Annotated in this window: 21 protein-coding genes; 14 read left to right on the plus strand and 7 right to left on the minus strand. The window is 72.6% G+C overall.

Translation table 11 applies throughout. The features are described 5' to 3' along the window. Window positions 1-76 precede the first annotated feature (76 nt). The 4 genes from ACZ59A_RS09765 (at window position 77) to ACZ59A_RS09780 (ending at window position 4,041) form a co-directional block, all read left to right on the plus strand. Window positions 77-1,240: an energy-coupling factor ABC transporter permease gene (locus tag ACZ59A_RS09765; protein WP_470955852.1), complete on the plus strand. Its 1,164-nt coding sequence runs from the start codon at window positions 77-79 to the stop codon at window positions 1,238-1,240. Between the two features lies 1 nt (window position 1,241). Beyond that, the gene (gene cbiQ, locus ACZ59A_RS09770; protein WP_470955855.1) at window positions 1,242-2,006 is read left to right on the plus strand and encodes a cobalt ECF transporter T component CbiQ; all 765 of its coding nucleotides are present in this window, start codon (window positions 1,242-1,244) and stop codon (window positions 2,004-2,006) included. Continuing rightward, window positions 2,003-2,761, plus strand: a complete 759-nt coding sequence (locus ACZ59A_RS09775; RefSeq protein WP_468053834.1) for an energy-coupling factor ABC transporter ATP-binding protein — start codon at window positions 2,003-2,005, stop codon at window positions 2,759-2,761. The genes cbiQ and ACZ59A_RS09775 overlap by 4 nt, the downstream gene beginning before the upstream one ends. Window positions 2,762-2,835: 74 nt before the next feature. Then, window positions 2,836-4,041, plus strand: coding sequence for a serine hydrolase domain-containing protein (locus ACZ59A_RS09780; protein WP_470957847.1), 1,206 nt, complete (start codon window positions 2,836-2,838; stop codon window positions 4,039-4,041). A gap of 223 nt (window positions 4,042-4,264) precedes the next feature. Here ACZ59A_RS09780 and ACZ59A_RS09785 read toward each other — a convergent pair whose 3' ends face one another. Next, a complete protein-coding gene (locus tag ACZ59A_RS09785; RefSeq protein WP_470955858.1) occupies window positions 4,265-4,612 on the minus strand; it encodes a hypothetical protein in 348 nt (115 codons plus the stop codon). Between the two features lie 221 nt (window positions 4,613-4,833). On the opposite strand from ACZ59A_RS09785, the gene ACZ59A_RS09790 reads away from it, so the two are divergent. Further along, window positions 4,834-5,616 carry an SDR family NAD(P)-dependent oxidoreductase gene (locus ACZ59A_RS09790; protein ID WP_470955861.1) on the plus strand — a complete coding sequence of 261 codons (783 nt, stop codon included), beginning with the start codon at window positions 4,834-4,836 and terminating at the stop codon, window positions 5,614-5,616. Between the two features lie 12 nt (window positions 5,617-5,628). On the opposite strand, the gene ACZ59A_RS09795 is transcribed toward ACZ59A_RS09790, so the two are convergent. The 4 genes from ACZ59A_RS09795 to ACZ59A_RS09810 all read right to left on the minus strand — a co-directional run bounded on the left by ACZ59A_RS09795 (window position 5,629) and on the right by ACZ59A_RS09810 (window position 10,808). Beyond that, a complete protein-coding gene (locus ACZ59A_RS09795; protein ID WP_470955863.1) occupies window positions 5,629-6,564 on the minus strand; it encodes an EamA family transporter in 936 nt (311 codons plus the stop codon). Beyond that, on the minus strand, window positions 6,561-7,070 hold the full coding sequence (locus ACZ59A_RS09800; protein ID WP_470955865.1) for a YbaK/EbsC family protein: 510 nt from the start codon (window positions 7,068-7,070) through the stop codon (window positions 6,561-6,563). The genes ACZ59A_RS09795 and ACZ59A_RS09800 overlap by 4 nt, the downstream gene beginning before the upstream one ends. Before the next feature lie 178 nt (window positions 7,071-7,248). After that, the gene (locus tag ACZ59A_RS09805) at window positions 7,249-8,895 is read right to left on the minus strand and encodes a penicillin-binding transpeptidase domain-containing protein (protein WP_470955867.1); all 1,647 of its coding nucleotides are present in this window, start codon (window positions 8,893-8,895) and stop codon (window positions 7,249-7,251) included. Between the two features lie 134 nt (window positions 8,896-9,029). After that, entirely contained in the window at window positions 9,030-10,808 is a 1,779-nt protein-coding gene (locus tag ACZ59A_RS09810; protein WP_470955868.1) for a dolichyl-phosphate-mannose--protein mannosyltransferase, read from the minus strand. A 147-nt stretch (window positions 10,809-10,955) separates the two neighbouring features. On the opposite strand from ACZ59A_RS09810, the gene rsmI reads away from it, so the two are divergent. From rsmI to ACZ59A_RS09855, 9 genes are all read left to right on the plus strand, one after another. Next, window positions 10,956-11,834, plus strand: a complete 879-nt coding sequence (gene rsmI / locus ACZ59A_RS09815; protein ID WP_470955869.1) for a 16S rRNA (cytidine(1402)-2'-O)-methyltransferase — start codon at window positions 10,956-10,958, stop codon at window positions 11,832-11,834. Window positions 11,835-12,006: 172 nt separating this feature from the next. Further along, window positions 12,007-12,459 (plus strand): hypothetical protein, encoded by a 453-nt coding sequence (locus ACZ59A_RS09820; protein ID WP_470955870.1) that lies wholly within the window; start codon window positions 12,007-12,009, stop codon window positions 12,457-12,459. 72 nt (window positions 12,460-12,531) lie between these two features. Then, window positions 12,532-13,572: a TatD family hydrolase gene (locus tag ACZ59A_RS09825; RefSeq protein WP_470955872.1), complete on the plus strand. Its 1,041-nt coding sequence runs from the start codon at window positions 12,532-12,534 to the stop codon at window positions 13,570-13,572. An 85-nt stretch (window positions 13,573-13,657) separates the two neighbouring features. Further along, a complete protein-coding gene (locus tag ACZ59A_RS09830) occupies window positions 13,658-14,836 on the plus strand; it encodes a ubiquitin-like domain-containing protein (RefSeq protein ID WP_470955874.1) in 1,179 nt (392 codons plus the stop codon). Window positions 14,837-14,868: 32 nt separating this feature from the next. Beyond that, window positions 14,869-15,744 carry a 16S rRNA (adenine(1518)-N(6)/adenine(1519)-N(6))-dimethyltransferase RsmA gene (gene rsmA, locus ACZ59A_RS09835; protein WP_470955875.1) on the plus strand — a complete coding sequence of 292 codons (876 nt, stop codon included), beginning with the start codon at window positions 14,869-14,871 and terminating at the stop codon, window positions 15,742-15,744. A 61-nt stretch (window positions 15,745-15,805) separates the two neighbouring features. Further along, a complete protein-coding gene (locus ACZ59A_RS09840; RefSeq protein WP_470955878.1) occupies window positions 15,806-16,732 on the plus strand; it encodes a 4-(cytidine 5'-diphospho)-2-C-methyl-D-erythritol kinase in 927 nt (308 codons plus the stop codon). A 46-nt stretch (window positions 16,733-16,778) separates the two neighbouring features. Next, window positions 16,779-18,605, plus strand: coding sequence for an ABC-F family ATP-binding cassette domain-containing protein (locus ACZ59A_RS09845; protein WP_470955879.1), 1,827 nt, complete (start codon window positions 16,779-16,781; stop codon window positions 18,603-18,605). Between the two features lie 240 nt (window positions 18,606-18,845). Next, window positions 18,846-20,618 (plus strand): hypothetical protein, encoded by a 1,773-nt coding sequence (locus ACZ59A_RS09850; protein ID WP_470955881.1) that lies wholly within the window; start codon window positions 18,846-18,848, stop codon window positions 20,616-20,618. 276 nt (window positions 20,619-20,894) lie between these two features. Further along, window positions 20,895-21,578 (plus strand): response regulator transcription factor, encoded by a 684-nt coding sequence (locus ACZ59A_RS09855; protein ID WP_470955883.1) that lies wholly within the window; start codon window positions 20,895-20,897, stop codon window positions 21,576-21,578. Between the two features lie 6 nt (window positions 21,579-21,584). On the opposite strand, the gene ACZ59A_RS09860 is transcribed toward ACZ59A_RS09855, so the two are convergent. Both ACZ59A_RS09860 and ACZ59A_RS09865 read right to left on the minus strand, forming a co-directional pair. Beyond that, window positions 21,585-21,902 carry a hypothetical protein gene (locus ACZ59A_RS09860; protein WP_470955885.1) on the minus strand — a complete coding sequence of 106 codons (318 nt, stop codon included), beginning with the start codon at window positions 21,900-21,902 and terminating at the stop codon, window positions 21,585-21,587. A 36-nt stretch (window positions 21,903-21,938) separates the two neighbouring features. After that, the gene (locus tag ACZ59A_RS09865) at window positions 21,939-23,609 is read right to left on the minus strand and encodes a sodium:solute symporter family protein (protein WP_470955887.1); all 1,671 of its coding nucleotides are present in this window, start codon (window positions 23,607-23,609) and stop codon (window positions 21,939-21,941) included. Window positions 23,610-23,659 lie beyond the last annotated feature (50 nt).

A 23,659-nucleotide genomic window follows, 5' to 3' on the forward strand; every position in this document is an offset into this window, starting at 1 on the left:
GGCAGGCGCTCTTGCGAACGATATGCAGGTAGGCCACCATCGAGCGGATACCCGCAGCTCAGGAGCGGAGCCCTGCATGCATGTCCCCGATGGATTCATCGACGCCCCGGTGTCGGTGGCGACCGGTGCTGTCGCCGCCGCCGCGGTCGCGGTCAGCCTGCGCGGTGCGCGGCGCGAACTCGACGAGCAGGCGGCGCCGCTGGCCGGGCTGGTCGCGGCGTTCATCTTCGCCGTCCAGATGCTGAACTTCCCCGTGGCCGCGGGCACCAGCGGGCATCTGCTCGGCGGCGCGCTGGCGGCGATCCTCGTCGGCCCCTATACGGGCGTGCTGTGCGTCTCCGTGGTGCTGCTCATGCAGGGCGTCCTCTTCGCGGACGGCGGCCTCACCGCGCTCGGCGTCAACATCACGGACATGGCGGTGGTCACCACGGTCGTGGCGTACGGGATCTTCCGCGCCGTGCTGAAGCTCGCCCCGAACCGGCGCCGCACGGTCACCGTCGCCTCCTTCGCCGCCGCCCTGGTCTCCGTCCCGGCCGCCGCCGTCGCCTTCACGGGGATCTACGCGCTGGGCGGGACGACCGACGTCGCGATCGGCAAGGTCTTCACCGCGATGGTCGGCGTGCATGTGCTGATCGGCATCGGCGAGGCGGCGATCACGGCCCTGACGGTCGGCGCCGTGATGGCCGTACGGCCGGATCTCGTCCACGGCGCGCGCGGAGCGACCGCGCGCCGCCTGGAACTCCGTACCGGCGCCCCCGTGCGCACCCCGGGTGCGGCGCCATTCGACGGGACCGCCGCGCCCACCACGCCCGCCGCCCCCGCCGGATCCGCCGCCCCCGCCACCGCTCGTACGGTCACGGCCGCGCCCGCCGCCGAAGACGCCGGAAGCCGGACCGACAGCGCCGCCGGCGCACCGCGCCGCTCCGCGCGCCGGGTGTGGGCGGTGGGGCTCGGGGCCGCGCTGCTGTGCGCGGGCGTCGTCAGCTTCTACGCCTCCGCCAGCCCCGACGGGCTGGAGAAGGTCGCCCACGACAAGGGCATCGACCAGAAGACCGAGGACCACGCGGCCAAGGAGTCCCCGTTCGCCGACTACGGCGTCAAGGACATCTCCGACGCCCGGCTCTCCGGCGGCCTCGCCGGGGTGATCGGGGTCGGGGCGACGCTCGCCGTGGGGACCGGGGTCTTCGTCGTCGTACGGCGGCGCCGGGCCGACGCGGACGCCGACGCCGAGGCGCGCTGAGATGGGCGCGGGACACGCGCATACGCTCTACCGCGCGGGCCGTTCGCCGGTCCACTCCCTTCCCCCGCACTGCAAGATCGCCGCCGTGTTCTGCTTCGTCCTGGTCGTCGTCGCGACGCCCCGCGAGGCGCTCTGGGCGTTCGGCCTGTACGCCGTGCTGCTCGCCGCGGTGGCGGCGACGGCCCGTATCCCGGCCGGGGTTCTGCTGAAGCGGCTGCTGATCGAGGTCCCGTTCGTGGCCTTCGCCGTGCTGATGCCGTTCGTCGCGGAGGGCGCGCGGGTGGACGTCCTCGGGCTGTCGCTCAGCGAGGCCGGGCTGTGGGGCGCGTGGAACATCCTGGCCAAGGGCACGCTCGGGGTCGCGGCGTCCGTCATCCTGGCGTCGACGACCGAGCTGCGAGCCCTGCTGCTGGGGCTCCAGCGGCTGCGGATGCCGCCGCTGCTGGTGCAGATCGCGTCGTTCATGATCCGCTACGGGGACGTCATCACCGACGAGATGCGCCGGATGCGGATCGCCCGCCGCTCGCGCGGCTTCGAGGCGCGCGGGGTGCGGCAGTGGGGCGTGCTCGCGAAGTCGGCCGGAGCGCTGTTCATCCGGTCGTACGAGCGGGGCGAACGCGTCCATCTGGCGATGCTGAGCCGTGGCTACACGGGCACGATGCCGGTGATCGACGAGGTGACCGCGTCCCGTGCACAGTGGACGTACGCCGCCGCACTCCCGCTGACCGCGCTGGCGGTCTGCCTGACCGGATGGATGCTCATATGACCACCGCCCCGCCGTCCCTCCAGGTGTCCGGCCTCGCCTACGCCTACCCCGACGGCCACCAGGCGCTGTTCGGCGTCGAGCTGACCGTGGCCCGCGGTGAGCGGGTAGCGCTGCTCGGCCCCAACGGGGCGGGCAAGACCACCCTCGTACTGCACCTCAACGGCATCCTGGAGGCGGGCGCCGGGTCGGTCGCGGTCGCCGGGCTGCCCGTGGCCAAGCCGAACCTGGCCGAGATCCGCCGCCGGGTGGGCATCGTCTTCCAGGACCCGGACGACCAGCTGTTCATGCCGACCGTGCGCGAGGACGTGGCGTTCGGCCCGGCCGCCGCCGGGATGCGCGGCGCGGAGCTGGCCGAGCGGGTCCACCGGGCGCTGGACCGGGTGGGGATGGCCGAGTTCGCGGACCGGCCGCCGCACCATCTGTCGTTCGGGCAGCGGCGGCGGGTGGCGGTGGCGACCGTGCTGGCCATGGAGCCGGAGATCCTCGTACTGGACGAGCCCTCCTCCAACCTCGACCCGGCCTCGCGCCGCGAACTCGCCGACATCCTGCGCTCCCTGGACGTCACCGTGCTGATGGTCACCCACGACCTGCCGTACGCGCTGGAGCTGTGCCCGCGGTCCGTGGTGCTCAGCGGAGGAGTGATCGCGGCCGACGGGGGTACGCAGGACTTGTTGTGCGACCAGGAGCTGATGCGGGAGCACCGGCTGGAGCTGCCCTTCGGCTTCGACCCCCGCTCGGTGACGGCCCCGGTCTGAGGTCCCGGCCGGGCACGTTGCACCATAAGGACGGCAGCACGGTCGGATCAGCAGGGGTGGGAGTCGGATCAGTGGTGGACGTCCAGGGCACGGTGGCCGACGGATTCGAACCGGTCCGGGACGCCTTCGCGGAGAACTTCGCGAAGCGCGGAGAGCGCGGCGCGGCCCTCGTCCTCTACCGGGACGGCGAGAAGGCCGTCGATCTGTGGGGCGGTACGAAGGACCCCGCCCCGGGCGGCGACGGCGAGCCGTGGGCCCAGGACACCGCGCAGGTCGTCCGCTCCGTCACCAAGGGCGTCGCCTCCGCCGTACCGCTGCTGCTCCACCAGCGCGGCCAGCTCGATCTGGACGGCCGGGTCGGCACGTACTGGCCCGAGTTCAAGGAGAACGGCAAGGAACGGGTGCTGGTGCGGCATCTGCTCGCCCACCGCGCCGGGGTGCCCGCGCTGGACACCCCGCTGACCCCGGACGAGGCCATCGACGGCATATCCGGGCCGCGGGCCGTCGCCGCCCAGCGCCCGGACTGGGAGCCCGGCACGGCCCACGGCTACCACGCCCAGACCTACAGCTGGCTGCTGAGCGAGCTGGTGCGACGGGTCACCGGGCGCACCATCGGCCGCTGGATCGCGGAGGAGATCGCCCGGCCGCTCGCTCTCGATCTGTGGCTCGGGCTGCCCGAGGAGCAGCTGGACCGGATCGGCCGGATCGAGTCCGTCGAGGCACCGGCCGCGCCCGCCGCGCAGGGGCTGCGGCTGCGGCCCAAGCGGTCGGTGGCCGAGGCGTACGCCGACCCGGAGTCGCTGACCCGGCGGGCGTTCGGCGCGATCAGCCCGGTGCCGGACGAGAACGACCCCGCGTATCTCGCCGCCGGGCTGCCCGCCTCCGGCGGCGTCGCCACCGCCGACGCGCTGGCCCGCTTCTACGCCGCGCTGATCGGCCCGCTGCCGTCGGCGCGCACCGCCCGCTCGGGCGGCCGCCTCTTCGCCCCGGCGACGCTGACCCTGGCCCGTACGGAGGAGTCCACCGGGCCGGACCGGGTGCTGGTGGTCGGGACCCGCTTCGGGCTGGGCTACATGCTGCACGGCCCGGCCTGCCCGCTGCTCAGCCCGGGCTCCTTCGGCCACCCGGGGCGGGGCGGCTCGCTCGCCTTCGCCGACCCCGCGGCGCGGATCGGCTTCGCGTACGTCACCAACGGCATGCAGCGCGGCGTCACGGCGGACCCGCGGGCGCAGGCTCTGGTACGCGCCGTACGGACGGCTCTGGCGGCCCAGGAGGCGTAGCCGAGCCTTCCCCCGACGAGGCCCGTATCGCGCGCTCCAATCGCGCGCCCCTTCGTGCCTCTGCGCGCTCTCTCGCACACGCACACGCCGGGTCCGCGGGGCCAACGGGCCCTGTCGCGCCGTTCCGGCCCTGCCCACACTGGGGATCCTTCCGGTGGTGAGAGCCGTAGGGGGCGGCTCTCCCGGGGGGAACACGGGGGAACGCGTGGAGCGGACACGGGGGTTACGGGGAGCACGCGCGCGTACGGGGGAGCCACCGGCTCAGCGGCACCGGCTCGCGCGGCGGGACATGGAATGGCAGATGCTGCGCATCCTGCTGGTCTTCCGGCTGATGCACGCCATCCAGTTCGCGGTGACGGTGCCCGGTATCGCGGGTCATGTCGCCCATCGCACGGGCGGGCTGGTGCTGTTGGCGGCGGTGGTGGCCGAATCGCTCTGGTTCACCCTGTACATCCTCCGCAACCACCGGCGGGTGGCGGCGCGCGACGGAGCAGCTGGCGGCGGTCGACGACGTCACCGGGCGCGACATCTGCCGCGCGGTGATCGACGCGGCCGCGGAGGTGCTGCGCACCGGGCGGCCCCGGGCTTGCCAGACCGATCTGCTCGCGGCGGTGCACCGCATCAAGACCACCCGCCCCCGCCGCACGCCCCCCGCCCCGTCTCCGCTCCCGGCCCCCGCTCCCGGGGGCAATTGACGCCCGGCGACTGCGCGCCCGCGGATCGGGGCAGTGACTCCGGCGGGCCCGCCACCCCGGCGGGCCCGGTCCGGAACGTGGCGAGAGGGAGCACACGGTGCGTAGATTCGAGGGGTACGCGGTCGTCGTCACCGGCGCGGGACGCGGCATCGGGGAGGCGACCGCGCGCCGCTTCGCCGCCGAGGGCGCCCGCGTCCTGGTCACCGACCTCGACGGCGAACGGGCCGCCCGCGCCGCCGAGTCCATACGTGCGGACGGCGGCGAGGCCGACGCGCTGGCCTGCGACGTCGCCGAGCGGGCCGACGCGGAGGCGGCCGTCGCCCACGCCGTGCGCCGCTTCGGGCGGCTCGACGTCCTCGTCAACAACGCCTACGCGTGCCACGACGACACCCCGCTGTTCGAGGACCAGCCGGACGACGAATGGGACCGGGACCTCGACATCACCCTCGGCGGCGCCTTCCGCTGCGCCCGCGCGGCGCTGCCCCAGCTGGCCGCCGCCGACGGCCGCGGCGCGATCGTCAACGTCGGCTCCGTCAACGGCCTCCAGGACTTCGGCAACCATGCCTACAGCGCCGCCAAGGCGGGCCTGGGAAGCCTCACCCGCACCCTCGCGGGCCACGCCGCCGCCCGTGGCGTCCGCGTCAACCTCGTCGCCCCCGGCACCATCCGCACCCCCGGCTGGGACGGCCGGGAGGAGGCGCTGCGCGGCGCCGCCGACGTCTACCCGCTCGGCCGGGTCGGCGAGCCGTCCGACATCGCCGCCGCCATCACCTTCCTGGCCTCCCCCGACGCCGCCTGGATCACCGGCGTCACGCTCCCGGTGGACGGCGGCATCACGATGACGGATACGGCGCTGCGCAGGGCGATTCTCGGCGGGTGACGGGGGCCGGGCTCAGCCCGGGTGCCACATCAGGCCGATGCCCGCCACCATCAGGCCCGCCGCAGCGATGCGCGGGGCGCCGAAGCGCTCCTTGAAGAAGAGGGTGCCGATGGCCGCGCCCACGATGATGGAGGACTCGCGGAGGGCCGCGACGGGGGCGAGGGCGGCCCGGGTCTGGGCCCACAGGACGAGACCGTACGCACAGACCGAGAGGACCCCGCCGAGCAGCCCGCGCAGGGCGACCGGGCGCAGCTGGGCGGCGAGGGCGCGGCGCCGGGTGGCGAGGGCGTAGGCGGGGACGACGAACCCCTGCAGGATCATCAGCCAGGCGATGTAGCCCAGCGGGGTGCCGGAGGCGCGCACGCCGAGGCCGTCCACCACGGTGTACGCGGCGATGGACAGCCCGGTGGCCACGGCGGCGGCCAGGGCGAGCCCGTGCGGGCCGCCGCCCCCGGCCGTACGGTCACCGCCGGCCGTACGGTCACCCCCGGCCGTAGGGTCACCCTCGGCCGTACGGGCGTCATCCGCCGTACGCGCGCCCCGCGCGCCCCACAGCGCCACGCCCAGCAGCCCCGCCGAGGCCACCCCGATGCCCGCCGCCTGCCAGGCGTCCGGGGTCTCGGCGGCGAAGACCGCGGCGAGCACGGTCACCACCAGCGGCGCGGTGCCCCGGGCGATCGGGTACATCTGGCCGAAGTCGCCCAGGTGGAAGGAGCGCATGAGCAGGACGTAGTACACGAGGTGAATCGCGGCGGAGCCGATCAGATACGGCCAGGCGCCCGCCGCGGGCAGCGGGCTGAAGAAGGCCAGCACCACCCCGCACAGCGCCCCGCTGCCGCTCACCAGGGTGAAGGAGAGCGTCTGGTCGCGAATGCCGTGGGCGATGGCGTTCCAGCTCGCGTGGGTGATGGCCGCGAGGAGAACCGCGGCGGCGACGAGCGGGGTCATGCGGTGGTGTCGCGCACGTCCGCCACGGTCCCCTCGGCGTGGGCGATCAGCGTCTTGGGGTCGAGCGGGAAGACGGTGTGCGGGGTGCCCGCCGCCGCCCAGACCACTCCGTGGTCCAGCAGCCGGCGGTCGGCCAGCACCCGGGTGCGGGTGCGGTGCCCGAAGGGCGGTACGCCGCCGATGGCGTAGCCCGTGGTGTCCCGGACGAGCGCGGCGCTCGCCCGCCGCACCGCGTCGGCGCCCAGCTCGTGGCGTACCAGCTCGACATCGACCCGTGACGCGCCGTCCACCAGGACCACCACCGGCGCTCCATCCGCCTCGAAGACGAGGGACTTGACGATCTGGCTCAGCTCGCAGCCGACCGCCTCGGCCGCCTCGACGGCGGTGCGGGTGGCATCGGGGAAGCGGCGGATCTCCACGTCCAGGCCGAGGCCGCGCAGGGCGTCGGCGAAGCGGGGGTGGGCCGCGCTGCCGGAGGCTGCGGTGTCAGGGGTTTCGGAGGCCATGGCGCCGACGCTATCGGCGGACGCCGGAGCCACGCGAGGACATTTCGCCGGTGCCGGACCGCACACCGGCGCACCCGCGCTCGAACCCCCGGACCCGCCCGCAAATGAACGGAGCCGGGCGGACGCGGAATTCACCGCGTCCGCCCGGCTCCTCAGCCGTGTACGGGCCGTACGGGCGTCAGCCGCCCGCGCGCAGCAGCGCGGCCACGATCGGGCCCGCCGTGTCGCCGCCGTGGCCGCCCTCGGGGACCACACCGGCGGCCGCGAGGTCGCCGTTGTAGGCGGTAAACCAGCCGTTCGGCTTCTCCTGGTTGTCGACCTCCGCCGAACCGGTCTTGGCGCCGAAGTCGCCGCTCATCCCGGACATCGCCTCGGCGGCGGTGCCGGAAGTGGCCGTCAGGTGCATCAGCTTGCGCAGCTGGTCCTTGGTGCTCGACTTCATCGTCTTGCTCGCCTTGGCCAGCGTCCGGTTGTCGACGGACGGCGCGACCAGGTACGGCTGGCGGAAGGTGCCGGTGGATGCCGTGGCCGACACCGACGCCATGTTGAGCGGGTTCATCCGCACCCCGCCCTGGCCGATCAGCGACGCGGCCTTGGAGGCGGCGGACTGCACCGGCACCGCACCGTCGAAGGTGGGCACGCCGGTCTGCCAGTTGAGGCCGATGCCGAAGACGTCACGCGCCTCCTTGGTCAGGTCGTCGTCCTTCAGCTTCGGCGCCTGGCTGATGAAGGCGGTGTTGCAGGAACGGGCGAAGCTCTGCTCGAACGTGCCGTTCTTGATCTCGAACTTCTTGTCGTTCTGGAACTTCCAGCCGCCGTAGCTGAAGTACTTCGGGCACGGATGCGCCTTGCCGTACGCGGCCAGACCCTTGTCGATCAGCGTCGCCGAGGTGATGACCTTCATGGTCGAGCCCGGTGCGTACGACCCCTGGAGCGCCGGGTTGAAGCCGCTCGCGGGGGAGTTGGCCACCGCGAGGATCTCGCCGGTGCTCGGCTTGACCGCAACGACCGACGCCTTGCTCTTCTTGCTCACCTGCTGCTCGGCGGTGCTCTGCAGCTTCGCGTCGATGGTCGTCTTCAGGGTGCCCGGGGTGCCCTTGGAGAGCACCTTCAGCGTCTCGTCGGGGGACTTGGAGCCCTTGCCGCGGGAGATGAAGGTCTCCACGCCCGCCTTGCCGCCGGCCTTCTTGCCGTACCGCTCGCGCAGCCCGGACAGCACCGACTTCAGGCTCGGGTGGGCGGTGGCGGACAGCTCCGTGCCGTCCCGGTCGACGGCCTTGATCGGCGGGGCCTCGGACTCGCCGGTCTTCAGGGTGTCGCCCTTGCCCAGCTTGGGGTGGACGACCGAGGGCTGCCAGTCGACAACCGGCTTGCCCGTCTTGGTGTCGCGGGTCACGGCCAGCGAGGATTCATACGTCCAGGGGACGCTGCTCTCACCGCTGTACGCGATCCGGGCGTCGACCGAGAACGGCACCTTGGCGCCGCTCGCCTGCCCCGGATTCAGCTCCACCTTGTCGATATGGGCTTTCTTGCGGTAGTCGCCCAGCGCCGCGGTGGCCGCGTCGCTGTCGTCCGTCAGGGCGGCGGCCTTCGCCGTCGCACCCGCCGACCAGGCCGCCAGGAACTCGCGGGCGGTGGTCTTGACTTCGGCCGCGCTGGGCGGGCCGGTCTTCACCTTCTTCACGGTGTTCTTCTCGTCGCCCGACGCGTTCGCGCCGTCCTTGGAACCCGACGAGTCATCCTGGCCGCTGCCGCAGCCGGCAGCACTGACGACCATGGCGGCGAACACCGCACTGACGATCGCGGCTCTCGCGCCACTCCGCATGCAGAACCCCCACTGTGTTCTTCGAGTCCCCCCACCGGTGCGGTGGGGGCCGCGGTCCGACGCACTCTACCGGCATCCCGTGAACCCGCCGTGCCCCCTCCGGAACCGCTTCCTTCGGGGGTCCTGGCCCGAAGTCAGATCCAGGTGTCGAGCCACATGCGGGCCCGCCAGGCGTCCATCGGCATCGTCTGACCCGTGTACAGCGGGAAGAAGTAGATGAAGTTCCAGATGATGAGCAGGACGAGCGCACCCGCGCCGACCGCGCCCACCACCCGCCGGGTCTCGGTGGCCCCCGGCGGCCCCAGCAGCGCGCCGATCATCATGGCCACCGCCAGACACAGGAACGGCACGAACACGACGGCGTAGAAGGAGAAGATCGTGCGTTCCTGGTAGAGGAACCACGGCAGATACCCGGCCGCGATCCCGCCCAGGATCGCGCCCGCCCGCCAGTCGCGCCGCAGCGCCCACCGGAAGAGCAGGTAGAGCACCGCGAAGCAGGCCGCCCACCACAGCAGCGGCGTGCCCAGGGCCAGTACCTCGCGCGCGCACTTCTCGGCGGCGTCCTTGGGGCAGCCCTCCTGCCCGGCCCGCGGCGACTCGTAGAAGTACGAGACCGGCCGGGACTGGACCAGCCAGCTCCAGGGGTTGGACTGGTAGACGTGCGGAGAGTCCAGGCCCACATGGAACTTGTAGACCTCGGTCTCGTAGTGCCACAGGCTGCGCAGCGGGTTGAGCAGCCAGTCGAAGGCGCCGCCGGTGCCGTAGCCGCCGCCGTCCGGCTTCGCGGACTCGGCCCAGTGGCGGAAGTAGCCGCTGTGCTGCCAGCCGCGCGCCCGGCTGAAGGTGCCGCTCGCGGCGAACCAGCCCGACCAGGCGGCGATGTAGGTGACGATCGCCACAGGGACCGTCGACAGGAACGCCCACGGCAGATCGCGGCGCAGCACCGTCCGGTAGGGACGCGGGGCGCCCGCGGTGCGGCGCGCGCCGACGTCCCACAGGACGGCCATGAGGCCGAAGAGGGCCAGTACGTAGAGCCCGTTCCACTTGGTGCCGATGGCCAGGCCCAGCAGCACCCCGGCCGCGATCCGCCACGGCCGCGCGCCCAGCTTGAGGGTTCCGGCGACCTCCGCGTCGGGCCGGGCCCCGCCGTCCTCGGTGTCCGGAAGCGCCGCCGCGAGCCGGGCCCGGGCCTTGTCCCGGTCGATGAGCAGGGCGCCGAAGGCGGCCAGCACGAAGAACATCAGCACCAGGTCGAGCAGCGCTGTGCGGCTCATCACATAGTGCAGACCGTCCACGGCCATCAGCGTGCCCGCCAGGCAGCCGAGGAACGTCGAGCGGAAGAGCCGCCGCCCGATCCGGCACAGCATCAGCACCGACAGGGTGCCGAGCACGGCGACCATGAACCGCCAGCCGAAGGGGTGCAGCCCGAAGAACTGCTCGCCGATCCCGATGACCCACTTGCCGACCGGCGGATGGACCACATAGGAGGCGGCGTCGCTCAGCGGGATGTGCTGAGGCGCGTCGAGGATCTTGTCGTTGGCGGTCTTGGGCCAGGTGCCCTCGTAGCCGAACCGCCAGACCGACCAGGCGTCCTTGGCGTAGTACGTCTCGTCGAATATGACGTTCTCGGGGCTGCCGAGGCGCCAGAACCGGGTCAGCCCGGCGACGAGCGCGACCAGCAAAGGCCCGCCCCAGCCGCTCCAGCGGGCGATTCTGGCCGCCACCGCGGGGGTCGCCCCGAGCGTCTCCCACAGCCGGGTGCCCGGCTCCTGGTACGGCGGGACGAGCCGTTCCCGTACGCCGGGCCGCGCGTGGCCCGCGTATCCGAAACGGCGCAGCCGACGCTGCCAGGCCGGCGGGTGCTGGCCGGCGGCTCGGCCCGGCTGGGCGTGGGTCGCGGTGTCACTGCTCACCGGGCCATCGTAGGGAAGCGGCCTGTGACTGTGGCGTGGATCAGGTGGTGTCTCGCGGAAGCGGCGGCCGACACGGCGGAAACCGCGGGCTGCGGGGCGGGTACGGCGGCCGGTACGGCGGGAACGGCGGGCTGCGAGGATGGCCCGGTGACTGGAACGCTCGTACTCGCAGGGACCCCCATCGGCGACACCGCGGACGCGCCCCCGCGGCTGGCCGCCGAGCTGGCGGCCGCCGATGTGATCGCCGCCGAGGACACCCGGCGGCTGCGCCGGCTCACCCAGGCGCTGGAGGTCCAGCCGGGCGGCCGGGTGGTGTCCTACTTCGAGGGCAACGAGTCGGCGCGTACCCCCGAGCTGGTCGAGGCGCTGGCCGGGGGCGCCCGGGTGCTGCTGGTCACCGACGCGGGCATGCCCTCGGTCTCCGACCCCGGCTACCGGCTGGTCGCCGCCGCCGTCGAGCACGGCATCAAGGTCACCGCCGTGCCCGGCCCGTCCGCCGTGCTCACCGCGCTGGCCCTCTCCGGGCTGCCGGTGGACCGGTTCTGCTTCGAGGGCTTCCCGCCGCGCAAGGCGGGGGAGCGGCTGGGGCGGCTGCGCGAGGCCGCCGGGGAACGCCGCACCCTGGTCTACTTCGAGGCCCCGCACCGGCTGGCCGACACCCTGGCCGCCATGGCGGAGGTGTTCGGCGCGGACCGGCGGGCGGCGGTGTGCCGGGAGCTGACCAAGACGTACGAGGAGGTCCGGCGCGGCCCGCTGGAGGAGCTGGCCGCCTGGGCCGCCGAGGGCGTACGGGGCGAGATCACCGTCGTCGTCGACGGCGCCGCGGAACCGGGCCCCGACGAGGCCGGTCCCGCCGAGCTGGCCCGCCGGGTCGCGGTGCGCGAGGAGGCCGGTGAGCGCCGCAAGGAGGCCATCGCGGCGGTCGCGCAGGCCGCCGGGGTACCCAAAAGGGTGGTGTTCGATGCCGTCGTGGCGGCAAAGAACGCGGGGGCGGACGGGCCACGCGGAGGTAAAGCTCACCACTGAAAGGCAAAGGGCAGACCTGCCGATCGGGCGGTTTCGATAGTGCACAGCTAAATCTCCCCCAAAGAGAGGGAAGAGCTGCTGCGCTCCCGCCGGGAAAGGCGTCCACTGGTGGAGAAGCCAAGGGGACGTACCAAATCCCGGAAGACTTGTCCTGCGGGCAAGAGGAGCTGCCATGAGCGATATAGCGGGAGCCTCGAACGGCGTGCACCCGATAACTCGACCCACCGAGGACCCGGAGGGCGGTGAGGTGGCCCACGAGGCGTACGCCTTCGCCTGCATGAAGTGCGGGCACGGCTGGGAACGGTCCTACGACATCGAGCACCACGTGGACGGCGAGGGCCGGGCCTTCGTCGTGTACTTCACCGGCGGTGCGCGCGTCCCGTCTCCGCTGACGAGCCCCGACTGCGTCAACTGCGGTGCGCATCTGGTGCGCATCATGCGCTCGGGCCAGGTCTCGTCGGTCCTGGAGAGCGCCCGCCGCACCTCGCCGCGCCCCACGCCGCAGGCGCGGCCGGACGGTTCGGTGGCGGACGGCGAGGCGGACCCGGCGAGCCCCACGCGGCGCCGTGGGCACCACTGGCACCTGTCGAATCTCCTGCACCCCTTTTCGCACCATCGCAAATGAGCTCGGTAGGGGTCAGCTGAGCGGCCGGGTGTGATTCAGCCGACATTCACCGGCATTCATAGAATCACCCCCATGGCGCAATCAGCATCGACCCACGACGGCAACGGCGGAACCGGGACCGGAAGCGGGACCGGAAGCGGGACCGGAAGCGGGAAGAACAACGGCGGACAAAACGGCAGGCAAAAGGAAAAGGACGCTCCGCCCCCGCTCCCGGACCCCCTGCGGGTGCCGGTCGCCGACTCGCACACCCACCTGGACATGCAGACGGGAACCGTCGAGGACGCCCTTGCCAAGGCGGCCTCGGTCGGCGTGACGACCGTCGTCCAGGTGGGGTGCGACCTCGCCGGGTCCCGGTGGGCGGCCGAGACCGCCGCCGCCCACGACAGCGTGTGGGCCACCGTCGCCCTCCACCCCAACGAGGCACCCCGCATCGTCCTCGGCACACCCCCTTCTGGGGGGCAGGCCCCCCAGGCCCCCCGCGACGGCCGGTCCCGGCAGGGCGCCCGGGAACCCGGCGGCGACCGGGCCCTCGACGCGGCCCTCGCCGAGATCGACACCCTCGCCGCCCTGCCCCAGGTGCGCGGCGTCGGCGAAACCGGCCTCGACTACTTCCGCACCGGGCCCGACGGCATGGCCGCCCAGGAGCGCTCGTTCCGCCGCCACGTCGACATCGCCAAGCGGCACGGCAAGGCGCTGGTCATCCACGACCGGGAAGCCCACGGCGACGTCCTGCGGGTGCTCGCCGAGGAGGGCGCCCCCGACACCGTCGTCTTCCACTGCTACTCCGGCGACGCGGCCATGGCCAAGGTGTGCGCGGAACACGGCTACTACATGTCCTTCGCGGGGAACGTCACCTTCAAGAACGCCCAGCCGCTGCGCGACGCCCTCGCCGTCGCCCCCCTCGATCTGCTCCTCGTGGAGACCGACGCACCCTTCCTCACCCCCGCGCCCTACCGCGGACGGCCTAACGCTCCGTACCTGATTCCGTTCACCCTGCGGGCCATGGCCGACGTGAAGGGCGTCCCCGAAGACACCCTGGCGACCGCCGTGGCGGCCAACACGGCGCGCGTCTTCGGCTATCCGGCCCCCGGAGTCAACAGCGACGCAGAGTAGCCAACTCGCTTTGGAGAGTCACCGGATACTCCGCTACAGTCCGCGGCGCCCCTCGCCCTGATCCGTGGACCCGTGGAGTGTCGTCGTGAGCCGTACGCAGGGCAGCCACCGCGTCCCGGGCGGCCGTGCCGCCGCCCGCCGAGCGGCCCGGCGCGGACGCTTCCCGGCCGGCATCGACCCGGTGCGGCGGCTGCTGCCCCAGGCGCTCGTGGTCGCCGCCCTGGCCGGGGGCACCTCCGCCTTCGTCGCCCAGGACAAGGCGGTGCGGCTCAGCGTCGACGGCCACACGCGCATTCTGCACACCTACGCCGACGACGTGGCCGAACTGCTCGCCGACGAGGACGTCGCGGTCAGCCCGCACGACATCGTCGCCCCCGCCCCCGGCCAGCCCCTCGCCAGCGGCGACGAGATCGCCGTCCGCTACGGCCGCCCCGTCGGCCTCACCGTCGACGGCGAACGCCGCCAGGTGTGGACCACCGCCCACACCGTCGACGGCGCGCTGCGCCAACTCGGCGTACGGGCCGACGGCGCCTACCTGTCGGCCTCCCGCTCCGCCGCCATCACCCGGCGGGGGCTGGACCTCCACGTCCGCACGGTGCGCACCGTCACCTTCCTCGCCGACCGGGACACCCACCCCGTCCGCACCAACGCCGCCACCGTCGGCGAAGCGCTCGCCGTCGCCGGGCTCACCCTGCGCGGCCACGACGCCACCTCCGTCCCGCTGGACAGCTTTCCGCGCGACGGTCAGGTGGTGAAGGTGATGCGCATTACCGGCAGCAGGGAGAAACGCGATTCGCCGGTCCCCTTCCCCACCATCCAGCGCGCCGACCCCACCCTCTTCAAGGGCACCCAACTCGTCGCCCGGGAGGGCCATCCCGGCACCCTGCGCACCCTCTACCGGGTGCGCACCGTCAACGGCGTACGGCAGCCGCCCAGAAAGCTGCGCTCCGAGGTCGTCCGGGCGCCGGTCGCGCGGATCGTCCGGGTCGGCACCATGACCCCGCCCACCGCCGTCGCCGGTGCCGACCGGCTCGACTGGCAGGCCATGGCCCACTGCGAATCCGGCGGCCGCCCGGGAGCCGTCGACAGCTCCGGCCGCTACGGCGGCCTCTACCAGCTCGACCGCCAGACCTGGCACGCCCTCGGCGGCCACGGCAGCCCGCAGAACGCGCCCCCCGCCGAGCAGACCTACCGGGCCAAGAAGCTGTACGTCCAGCGCGGCTCCGCCCCCTGGCCGCACTGCGGCCAGAAGCTGCGCCAGTGAACGGCGCCGCGCCCGGCCCGTAAACTTCCCCGGTGAGCTCAACCGACCCCGGCACCACCGACGCCCTGCTGGGCCCCGCCGACATCCGCGCCCTCGCGGCCCGCCTCGGCGTACGCCCCACCAAGCAGCGCGGCCAGAACTTCGTCATCGACGCCAACACGGTGCGCCGCATCGTGCGCACCGCCGAGGTGCGGCCCGACGACGTCGTCGTCGAGGTCGGCCCCGGTCTCGGCTCCCTGACCCTGGCCCTGCTGGAGTCCGCCGACCGGGTCACCGCGGTCGAGATCGACGACGTACTGGCCGACGCCCTCCCGGCCACGGTCGCCGCCCGGCTGCCCCAGCGCGCCGACCGCTTCGCGCTCGTCCACGCCGACGCGCTGCACCTCACCGAGCTCCCGGGGCCCGCCCCGACCGCCCTGGTCGCCAACCTCCCGTACAACGTGGCCGTCCCCGTCCTCCTCCACATGCTCGCCCGCTTCCCCACCATCGAGCGCACCCTGGTGATGGTGCAGGCGGAGGTCGCCGACCGGCTGGCCGCCCCGCCCGGCTCCAAGGTCTACGGCGTGCCCTCCGTGAAGGCCGCCTGGTACGCGCACGTCAAGCGCGCGGGCTCCATCGGCCGCAACGTCTTCTGGCCCGCCCCGAACGTCGACTCCGGCCTCGTCTCCCTGACCCGCCGCGCCGACCCCCTTCCGACGACCGCCTCCCGCGAGGAGGTCTTCCGCGTCGTCGACGCGGCCTTCGCCCAGCGCCGCAAGACCCTCCGCGCCGCCCTGTCCGGCTGGGCAGGCTCCGCGACCGCCGCCGAAGCCGCCCTGACGGCAGCGGGCATCTCCCCCCAGGCCCGCGGCGAGTCCCTGACGGTAGAAGACTTCGCCGCCATCGCCGAACACGCCCCCACCACCTGACCCTCACCGCAGGCGCGACAATGGGGCGCATCGCGCCATCCACACCGCATCTAGGAGCCCCGTGACCCGCCCCGTGACCGTCCGCGTGCCCGCGAAGGTCAACGTTCAGCTCGCGGTCGGCGGCCTACGCCCCGACGGCTTCCACGACCTGGCCAACGTCTTCCTCGCCGTAGGGCTCCACGACGAGGTCACGGCCACCCCCGCCGAAACCCTCCGCGTCACCGTCGAGGGCGAAGACGCACCGCACGTCCCCACCGATCACAGCAACCTCGCCGCCCGCGCGGCGGCCGCGCTCGCCGCGCGCCACGGCCTCGCGCCGGACGTGCATCTGCACATCGCCAAGGACATCCCCGTCGCGGGCGGCATGGCGGGCGGCAGTGCGGACGCCGCCGGGGCGCTGCTGGCGTGCGACGCGCTGTGGGGGACGCGCACCAGCCGCACCGAACTCCTCGCGCTCTGCGCCGACCTCGGCAGCGACGTCCCGTTCAGCCTGGTCGGCGGGGCGGCCCTCGGCCGTGGCCGGGGGGAGCTGCTGACGCCGCTGGAGACGGGCGGGACCTTCCACTGGGTGTTCGCGGTCGCGGACGGCGGGCTGTCCACCCCGGCCGTCTACCGGGAGTGCGATCGCCTCCGGGAGGAGACCGGGGCGGGCGCGACCGTCGCGACGATCCCCGACCCCGAGCCGTCGGAGGCGCTGCTCACGGCGCTGCGCACCGGGGATCCGGCCGCGCTGGCGGCCGCCGTGACCAACGATCTGCAGCCCGCCGCGCTCTCCCTGCGCCCAGCGCTCGCCGAGACGCTGCGCGCGGGCGCGGACGCCGGGGCGCTCGCGAGCCTGGTCTCCGGCTCCGGCCCGACCTGCGCGTTCCTTGCGAAGGACGCGGAGGCCGCCCGGGACGTGGCCACCGCGCTCGCGGCGTCCGGCACCTGCCGCACCGTACGGACGGCGTCCGGCCCGGCGCCCGGGGCGACGGTCACCACTCCGTGACCGCGACTACCCTGGGACGTCGATCGATCCGCGTAACAGGAGTGTGATGGTCACCAACTTGGTCAACGTCGAAGCCGTCGGCAAGGTGTACGGCACCCGTGCGCTGCTGGACGGCGTGTCCCTCGGGGTCAACGAGGGGGACAGGATCGGCGTCGTCGGCCGGAACGGGGACGGGAAGACCACGCTCATCCGGATCCTCGCCAAGCTCGAACCCGCCGACGACGGCCGTGTCACCCAGGCCGGGGGCCTGCGGCTGGGGGTGCTGACCCAGCACGATTCGCTCGACCCCGCCGCCACCGTCCGGCACGAGGTGATCGGCGACCTCGCCGACCACGAGTGGGCGGGCGACGCCAAGATCCGCGACATCCTCACCGGGCTCTTCGGCGGGCTCGACCTGCCCGCCTTCCCGCAGGGTCTGGACACGGTCATCGGCCCGCTGTCCGGCGGCGAGCGCCGCCGTATCGCGCTCGCCAAGCTGCTGATCGGCGAGCAGGACCTGATCGTCCTCGACGAGCCGACGAACCACCTCGACGTCGAGGGCATCTCCTGGCTGGCCCGTCATCTGCGGGCCCGCCGCTCGGCGCTGGTGGTGGTCACCCACGACCGCTGGTTCCTCGACCAGGTCTGCACCCGCATGTGGGACGTGCAGCGCGGCGCGGTCCACGAGTACGAGGGCGGCTACAGCGACTACGTCTTCGCCCGGGCCGAGCGCGAGCGCATCGCCGCCAGCGAGGAGGCCAAGCGGCAGAACCTGATGCGCAAGGAGCTGGCCTGGCTGCGCCGCGGCGCCCCGGCCCGCACCAGCAAGCCGCGCTTCCGCATCGAGGCGGCGAACGCGCTGATCGAGGACGTACCGCCGCCGCGCGACAACGCCGAGCTGATGAAGTTCGCGAACTCCCGCCTCGGCAAGACCGTCTTCGAGCTGGAGAACGTGACGGTCACCGCCGGGCCGAAGCTGCTGCTGAAGCATCTGACCTGGCAGCTGGGCCCCGGCGACCGGATCGGCCTGGTGGGCGTGAACGGCGCGGGCAAGACGTCGCTGCTGCGCGCCCTCGCCGAGGCCGCGCGCAGCGAGGGCGAACAGCAGCCCCCGGAGGGCCGGATCGTCGTCGGCAAGACCGTGAAGCTCGCGTATCTCTCGCAGGAGGTCGCCGAACTGGAGCGGACCCTGCGCGTCCTGGAGGCCGTCGAGCAGGTGCGGCAGCGCGTCGACCTGGGCAAGGGCAAGGAGATGACCGCCTCGCAGCTGTGCGAGAAGTTCGGCTTCACCAAGGAGAAGCAGTGGACGCCGGTCGGCGATCTGTCCGGCGGTGAGCGGCGTCGGCTCCAGATCCTGCGGCTGCTGATGGACGAGCCCAATGTGCTGTTCCTGGACGAGCCGACCAACGACCTGGACATCGAGACCCTGACCCAGCTGGAGGACGTCCTCGACAGCTGGCCGGGCTCGCTCGTGGTCATCAGCCACGACCGGTACTTCCTGGAGCGCACCACCGACCGGGTGCTCGCCCTGCTGGGCGACGCCACGCTGCGCATGCTGCCGCGCGGGGTGGACGAGTACCTGGAGCGGCGCCAGCGGGCGCTGGCCGCGGCGGCGCCGACCCCGGCCGCCTCCGGCAAGCAGAAGGCCGCCGAGGCGCCGTCCGGCGGGCAGCAGCGGTCGGCGGCCGAGCAGCGTGCCGCGAAGAAGGAACTCCAGAAGATCGAGCGGCGGCTGGACCGCATCAGCGAGCAGGAGTCCACGCTGCACGCCCAGATCGCCGAGGACGCCACGGACTTCGCCCGGGTCGCCGAGCTGGACACCAAGCTGCGGGAACTGACGGGGGAGCGCGACGACCTGGAGACGCGCTGGCTGGAACTGGCCGACGACGCCTGAGCGACGGGCGTCAGCGGACGACGCCTGAGCAACAGTCGCGTCACGGGCCGGTCTCAGCTGCTCCATGAGCTTGTGACCGGCCCGTGGCTTGTCATGACCGGGTGATAGAAAGAACTCCCGCCTTACCTGGTGCTCACCGGCGGGTCGCATGTCTGATTCGCTCCTTCCTGGCGGGGTTTGGCCGCCGGGATCGCGGGGGAGGCCGAGTCGGCGCATGGGCTCGCCCGCAAAGGAATACCCATGTCACAACCGCCTCCGCCGCCCAACCAGCCGCCGCAGGGCGGTTTCGGCGCTCCGCAGGAGCCGGGTTACGGCTACCCGAATCAGCCACCCGTCCCGCCCCCGCCGCCCCCCGGCCCGCCGCCGCAGCCGCCGCAGGCACCGCAGCCGCCGCAGACGCCCCCGCAGGGCGCGGGCGGCTACGGCTACCCGGGGGTGCACGCGCAGCCCACCCAGGTGGGCATGCCGTCCCCGTACCAGCAGCAGCCGTACGGCCAGCAGAGTTACGGCCAGCAGAACTACGGCTACCCGCCCCAGCCGCAGTACCCCGGCGGCCCGGGCCAGGGCGGCGGCCCCGGCGGCGGCAACGGCCGGTCCAAGCAGCGGATGGCGGTCATCGTCAGCGCGGTGGTCGCGGTCGCACTGGTCATCGGCGGCGGCATATGGTTCGCCACCCAGGGCGGTGACGACAACGAGGCCAAGGGCAAGGACGAGCAGACCAGCCAGGGCAGCACCAGCGGCAGCGGCGGCACCAAGAACAAGCCCGCCCCCAAGACGGTCAACGCCCGGCTGATCAACAAGCTCCCGATGCCGAAGGTCGACGACCAGGTCACGGTCGACGGCATGTGGACCACCGGCGACACCTTCGTGAAGGCCGGGGTCAACAAGATCGACGGCTATCCGCTGGACGGCGGCTCGGCGAAGTGGTCGATCCCGCTGGCCGGCGCGGTCTGCTGGTCCTCGGAGCACGTCTCCAAGGACGGCCTGACGGCGGTCCTCTACCAGGAGGCCAAGCCCTCCAAGGAGGACAAGTACCCGAGCTGCAACCAGGTCGCGCTGCTGGACCTGAAGAACGGCAAGATGCGCTGGCACCGGGACATCACCGAGGGCGACGAGAAGATCTCCTTCGACGAGGTGACCTTCGGCGGCGGCACGGTCGCCGCGGGCGGCACCAGCGGCGGCGCGGCCTGGTCGACCGCGGGCAAGGAGCTGTGGAAGCCGAAGTCCGAGGAGGACTGCGAGGACCGCGGGTACGCCGGTGGTGACGCCAAGCTCGTCGCGGTGCGCCAGTGCGGCGACTACGACAGCCCGCAGATCCAGATCCAGACGCTGAACCCGAAGACCGGCGCGGTGAAGTCCGCGTACAAGGTGTCGCAGGGCATCGACTACGTGCACATCGCGTCCACCGACCCGCTGGTGATCGGTCTCGACGCGGGCGACTCGACCGGCTCCGGGGTCTCGGACTACCTGTCCATCGACGACAGCGCCAAGGTCGGTACGGTGCGCGCGAAGATCAGCACCGAGAACGGCAAGTACCAGGCCAAGTGCCCCTCGACCAGCGTCGAGGGCTGCCGCCAGATCGCCGTCAGCAAGTCGGCCGACGCCCTCTTCCTGGGGTCGGAGGACCGCAACAGCTACGACAGCACCACCACCGCCAACGAGATCGTGGCGTTCAGCCTGGCGACCGGCAAGCCGGTCGGCAAGGCCGACGGCGTCAAGCGCGCCGCGATGACGCCGCTCGGGCTCGACAAGGACGGCTTCGTGCTGGCCTACCAGGAGAGCACCTACGACGAGGGCGGCGCGGTCTGGCGCATCGACCCCAAGTCGTACGAGAAGGCGAAGCTGCTCCAGAACCCGGCCGAGAGCGGGGAGATGGAGTCGAAGTTCAGCCCCACCTACTCGGAGATCATCTACTCCGACCAGCGGCTGTACATGAGCACCGTCTACGCCGACAAGCCCTCGGGCTCGTACGACAAGGACGACCCGCTGGCCCTCGTCTTCGGCGGCAGCTGACCGCGAGAGCTGGCCGCGGCAGCCGACCGCGGCTGACGGCACCCGCGCACGCCACGGCGGCCCCGCCCGTACCCACCGTACGGCCGGGGCCGCCGCCGTTTTCTCCATGATCGAATCCGCCCCCGGGGCAGGCCACAACGGTCTCTTTCGGACGTCAATCAGGTGTCAAGTAGGCGTAGATGGGCGGGATTTCGGCATTCCGGGGGGCTTCTTCCGGGTAAGGGGCGCGCAACGTCGAACAAGCGTGTAGCTTCCCGGGGCAAAGGGGGGAAGCTCATGGGCGTGCGACTCATGGTGGTCGATGACCACCGCCTGCTCGCGGAGGCCCTCGCCTCGGCGTTGAAGCTGCGCGGGCACCGGGTGCTCGCCGCGGCCGCGCCGAGCGCGGGAGCGGCGGAGCTGGTGGTGAGCCGGGCACCGGAGGTGTGTCTGCTCGGGACGGCGGCACCCGCCGATCCGGGCGTGTTCGAACCGGTCGTGCGGATCAAGAAGGAGCGGCCACAGGTCGCGGTGGTGGTGCTCGGCCCGGTGCCGAACCCGCGCGGCATCGCGGCCGCGTTCGCCGCGGGCGCCTCCGGCTATGTCCGGCACGACGAGCGGATCGAGGGCGTCGAGCGCGCCATGATGAAGGCGCGCGCGGGCGAGGCGGCGGTGGCCCCGCAGCTGTTACAGGGGGCGTTCGCGGAGCTGCTCAATCCCGCGGCCCAGCCGGACGACGAGGGAGCCCGGCTGCTGCGCATGCTGACCCCGCGCGAGGTGGAGGTGCTCATGCGGGTCGCCGAGGGCGAGGACACCCGGCTGATCGCCGCGGGCATGGGGATCGCGCCCAGCACGGCGCGCACCCATGTGCAGCGGGTGCTGATGAAGCTCGGGGTCGGCTCCCGGCTGGAGGCGGCGGCGCTGGCGGCGCGCACCGGCCTGCTGGACCGGGCGGCGACGCACCGCGGCGCCGCCCCGTAGCGTCGGTCAGCCCTCCGCGTCCCCGGGCCGGGCGGGGCCCTGCTCGGGGGCGGGGTGCGGCACGGGCAGCGGCCTGAGCCTCATCCAGAGCAGGAAGAGCAGGCCGAGGATGAGCATGCTGACGCCCGTCCACAGGTTGATGTTGATGTTCTCGGCCTTCTTCAGGCCCGCGTCGGAGACGGTGATCCCGGCGATCGTGACGATGATCCCGTAGATCACGAACAGGCCGCCGATGATGCGCCGTACGTCGAAGAGCCGGGCCGCGGTCGCCGACTTCCCTTCCAGCTCCTCGACTTCGTGCTGGTACTCGTAGTCGTCACTCATGGCGCGGGTTCCTTGTCCGCAGGAGGGTCATGGGGCTCACAGGGAGAACGGGATGTAGCACAGGGCCGCGAGGACGATCGCGCCCCAGCCGAGCAGGGCGGGCCGCCGGTACCAGGCTTCGTCGCCCGGCGCCGGGGGCTCGGCCAGGCCGGGGGCGGTGGTTCCGTAGACCAGACCGGCCAGCGACGCCTCCGGCTTGGGCCTGGTGAACGGGGTGATCGCGACCATCACCACCCCGCCGACCACGAACGCCACGATGGCGGAGACGAAGTTGGCGCCCTGGTCGCTGGGGATGGAGATGACGCCGTCCTTGTAGAGCCAGAAGTAGTTGATCATCGCGGCGACGGTGCCGCTGAGCAGCCCCCAGAACCCGGCCGGGGCGGTGGCCCGCCGCCAGAACATCCCGATGATGAAGACGCAGAACAGCGGCACGTTGAAGAACGAGAACAGGGTCTGCAGGTAGTTCATGATGTTGCTGAACGAGGACGCGATGAACGCCGTCCCCATCCCGGCCAGCACCCCGATCGCGGTCACCACCCGCCCCGTCAGCAGGTAGTACTCGTCCGCGCGGTCCTTCCTGAGGTACGCCCGCCAGATGTCATGGGTGAAGACGGTGTTGAAGGAGGAGACGTTGGCCGCCATGCCCGCCATGAAGGCGGCGAGCAGCCCGGTCACCGCCACGCCCAGCACCCCGTTGGGGAGCAGTTCGCTCATCAGCAGCGGGATCGCGTCGTTGTACTGCAGACCGCTCTTCGTGGAGCCGATGCCGGGCGAGATGACCAGGGCGATCAGCCCCGGGACCACCACGATCAGCGGGATGAACATCTTGGGGAACGCGGCGATCAGCGGGGTGCGCTGGGCGGCCGAGAGGTTCTTGGCGGACAGCGCGCGCTGCACCTCGGCGAAGTTGGTCGTCCAGTAGCCGAAGCTCAGGCAGAAGCCGAGGCCGAGCACGATGGTCAGCCAGTTGGCGCCCAGGGGGTTGTCCGAACCGATGCCGGTGCCGCCCCACGCGGAGGTGAAGTTGGGCCCGTGGGAGGCTTCGAGGGAGTCCTTGAGCCCGCCGAAGCCGCCGACCCGCTTGAGGCCGACGACGGTGAGCGGGATGAGCGCGGCGAGGATGACGAAGAACTGCAGCACCTCGTTGTAGATCGCCGAGGAGAGCCCGCCCAGGGTGATGTACGCGAGCACGAACAGCCCGGCGACGACGATGGCGACCCACTGCGGCCAGCCGAGCAGCGCCTCGACGACGATGGCCATCGCATAGAGATTGACGCCCGCGATCAGCACGGACGCCACGGAGAAGATGATCGAGCTGAGCAGATGCGAGGGCGGCCCGTAGCGGTGCAGCAGGAACTCGGGCACCGACCTGACCTTGGAGCCGTAGTAGAACGGCATCATCACCAGGCCGAGGAAGACCATGGCCGGAATCGCGCCCACCCAGTACCAGTGCACGGTGTAGACGCCGTACTGGGCGCCGTTGGCCGCCATTCCCAGGATCTCCAGGGCGCCCAGATTGGCGGCGACGAAGGCGAGACCGGTGACCCACGCGGGCAGTGACCGGCCGGAGAGAAAGAAGTCCAGGCTGGTCTTCACGCTCCGTCTGGCGGCGAAGCCGACGCCGAGGACGACGGCGAAGTAGAGGATCAGGATGGTGTAGTCGAGGGCGTTGGTGGGGAGCCGGAGCCCTGCTGCCAGAAGGTGCATAACGCACAATCCTGCTCTATTTGCACGGCTTCCTGGCGCATTGACGCCGC

The organism is Streptomyces sp. NPDC040405 (assembly GCF_055595765.1).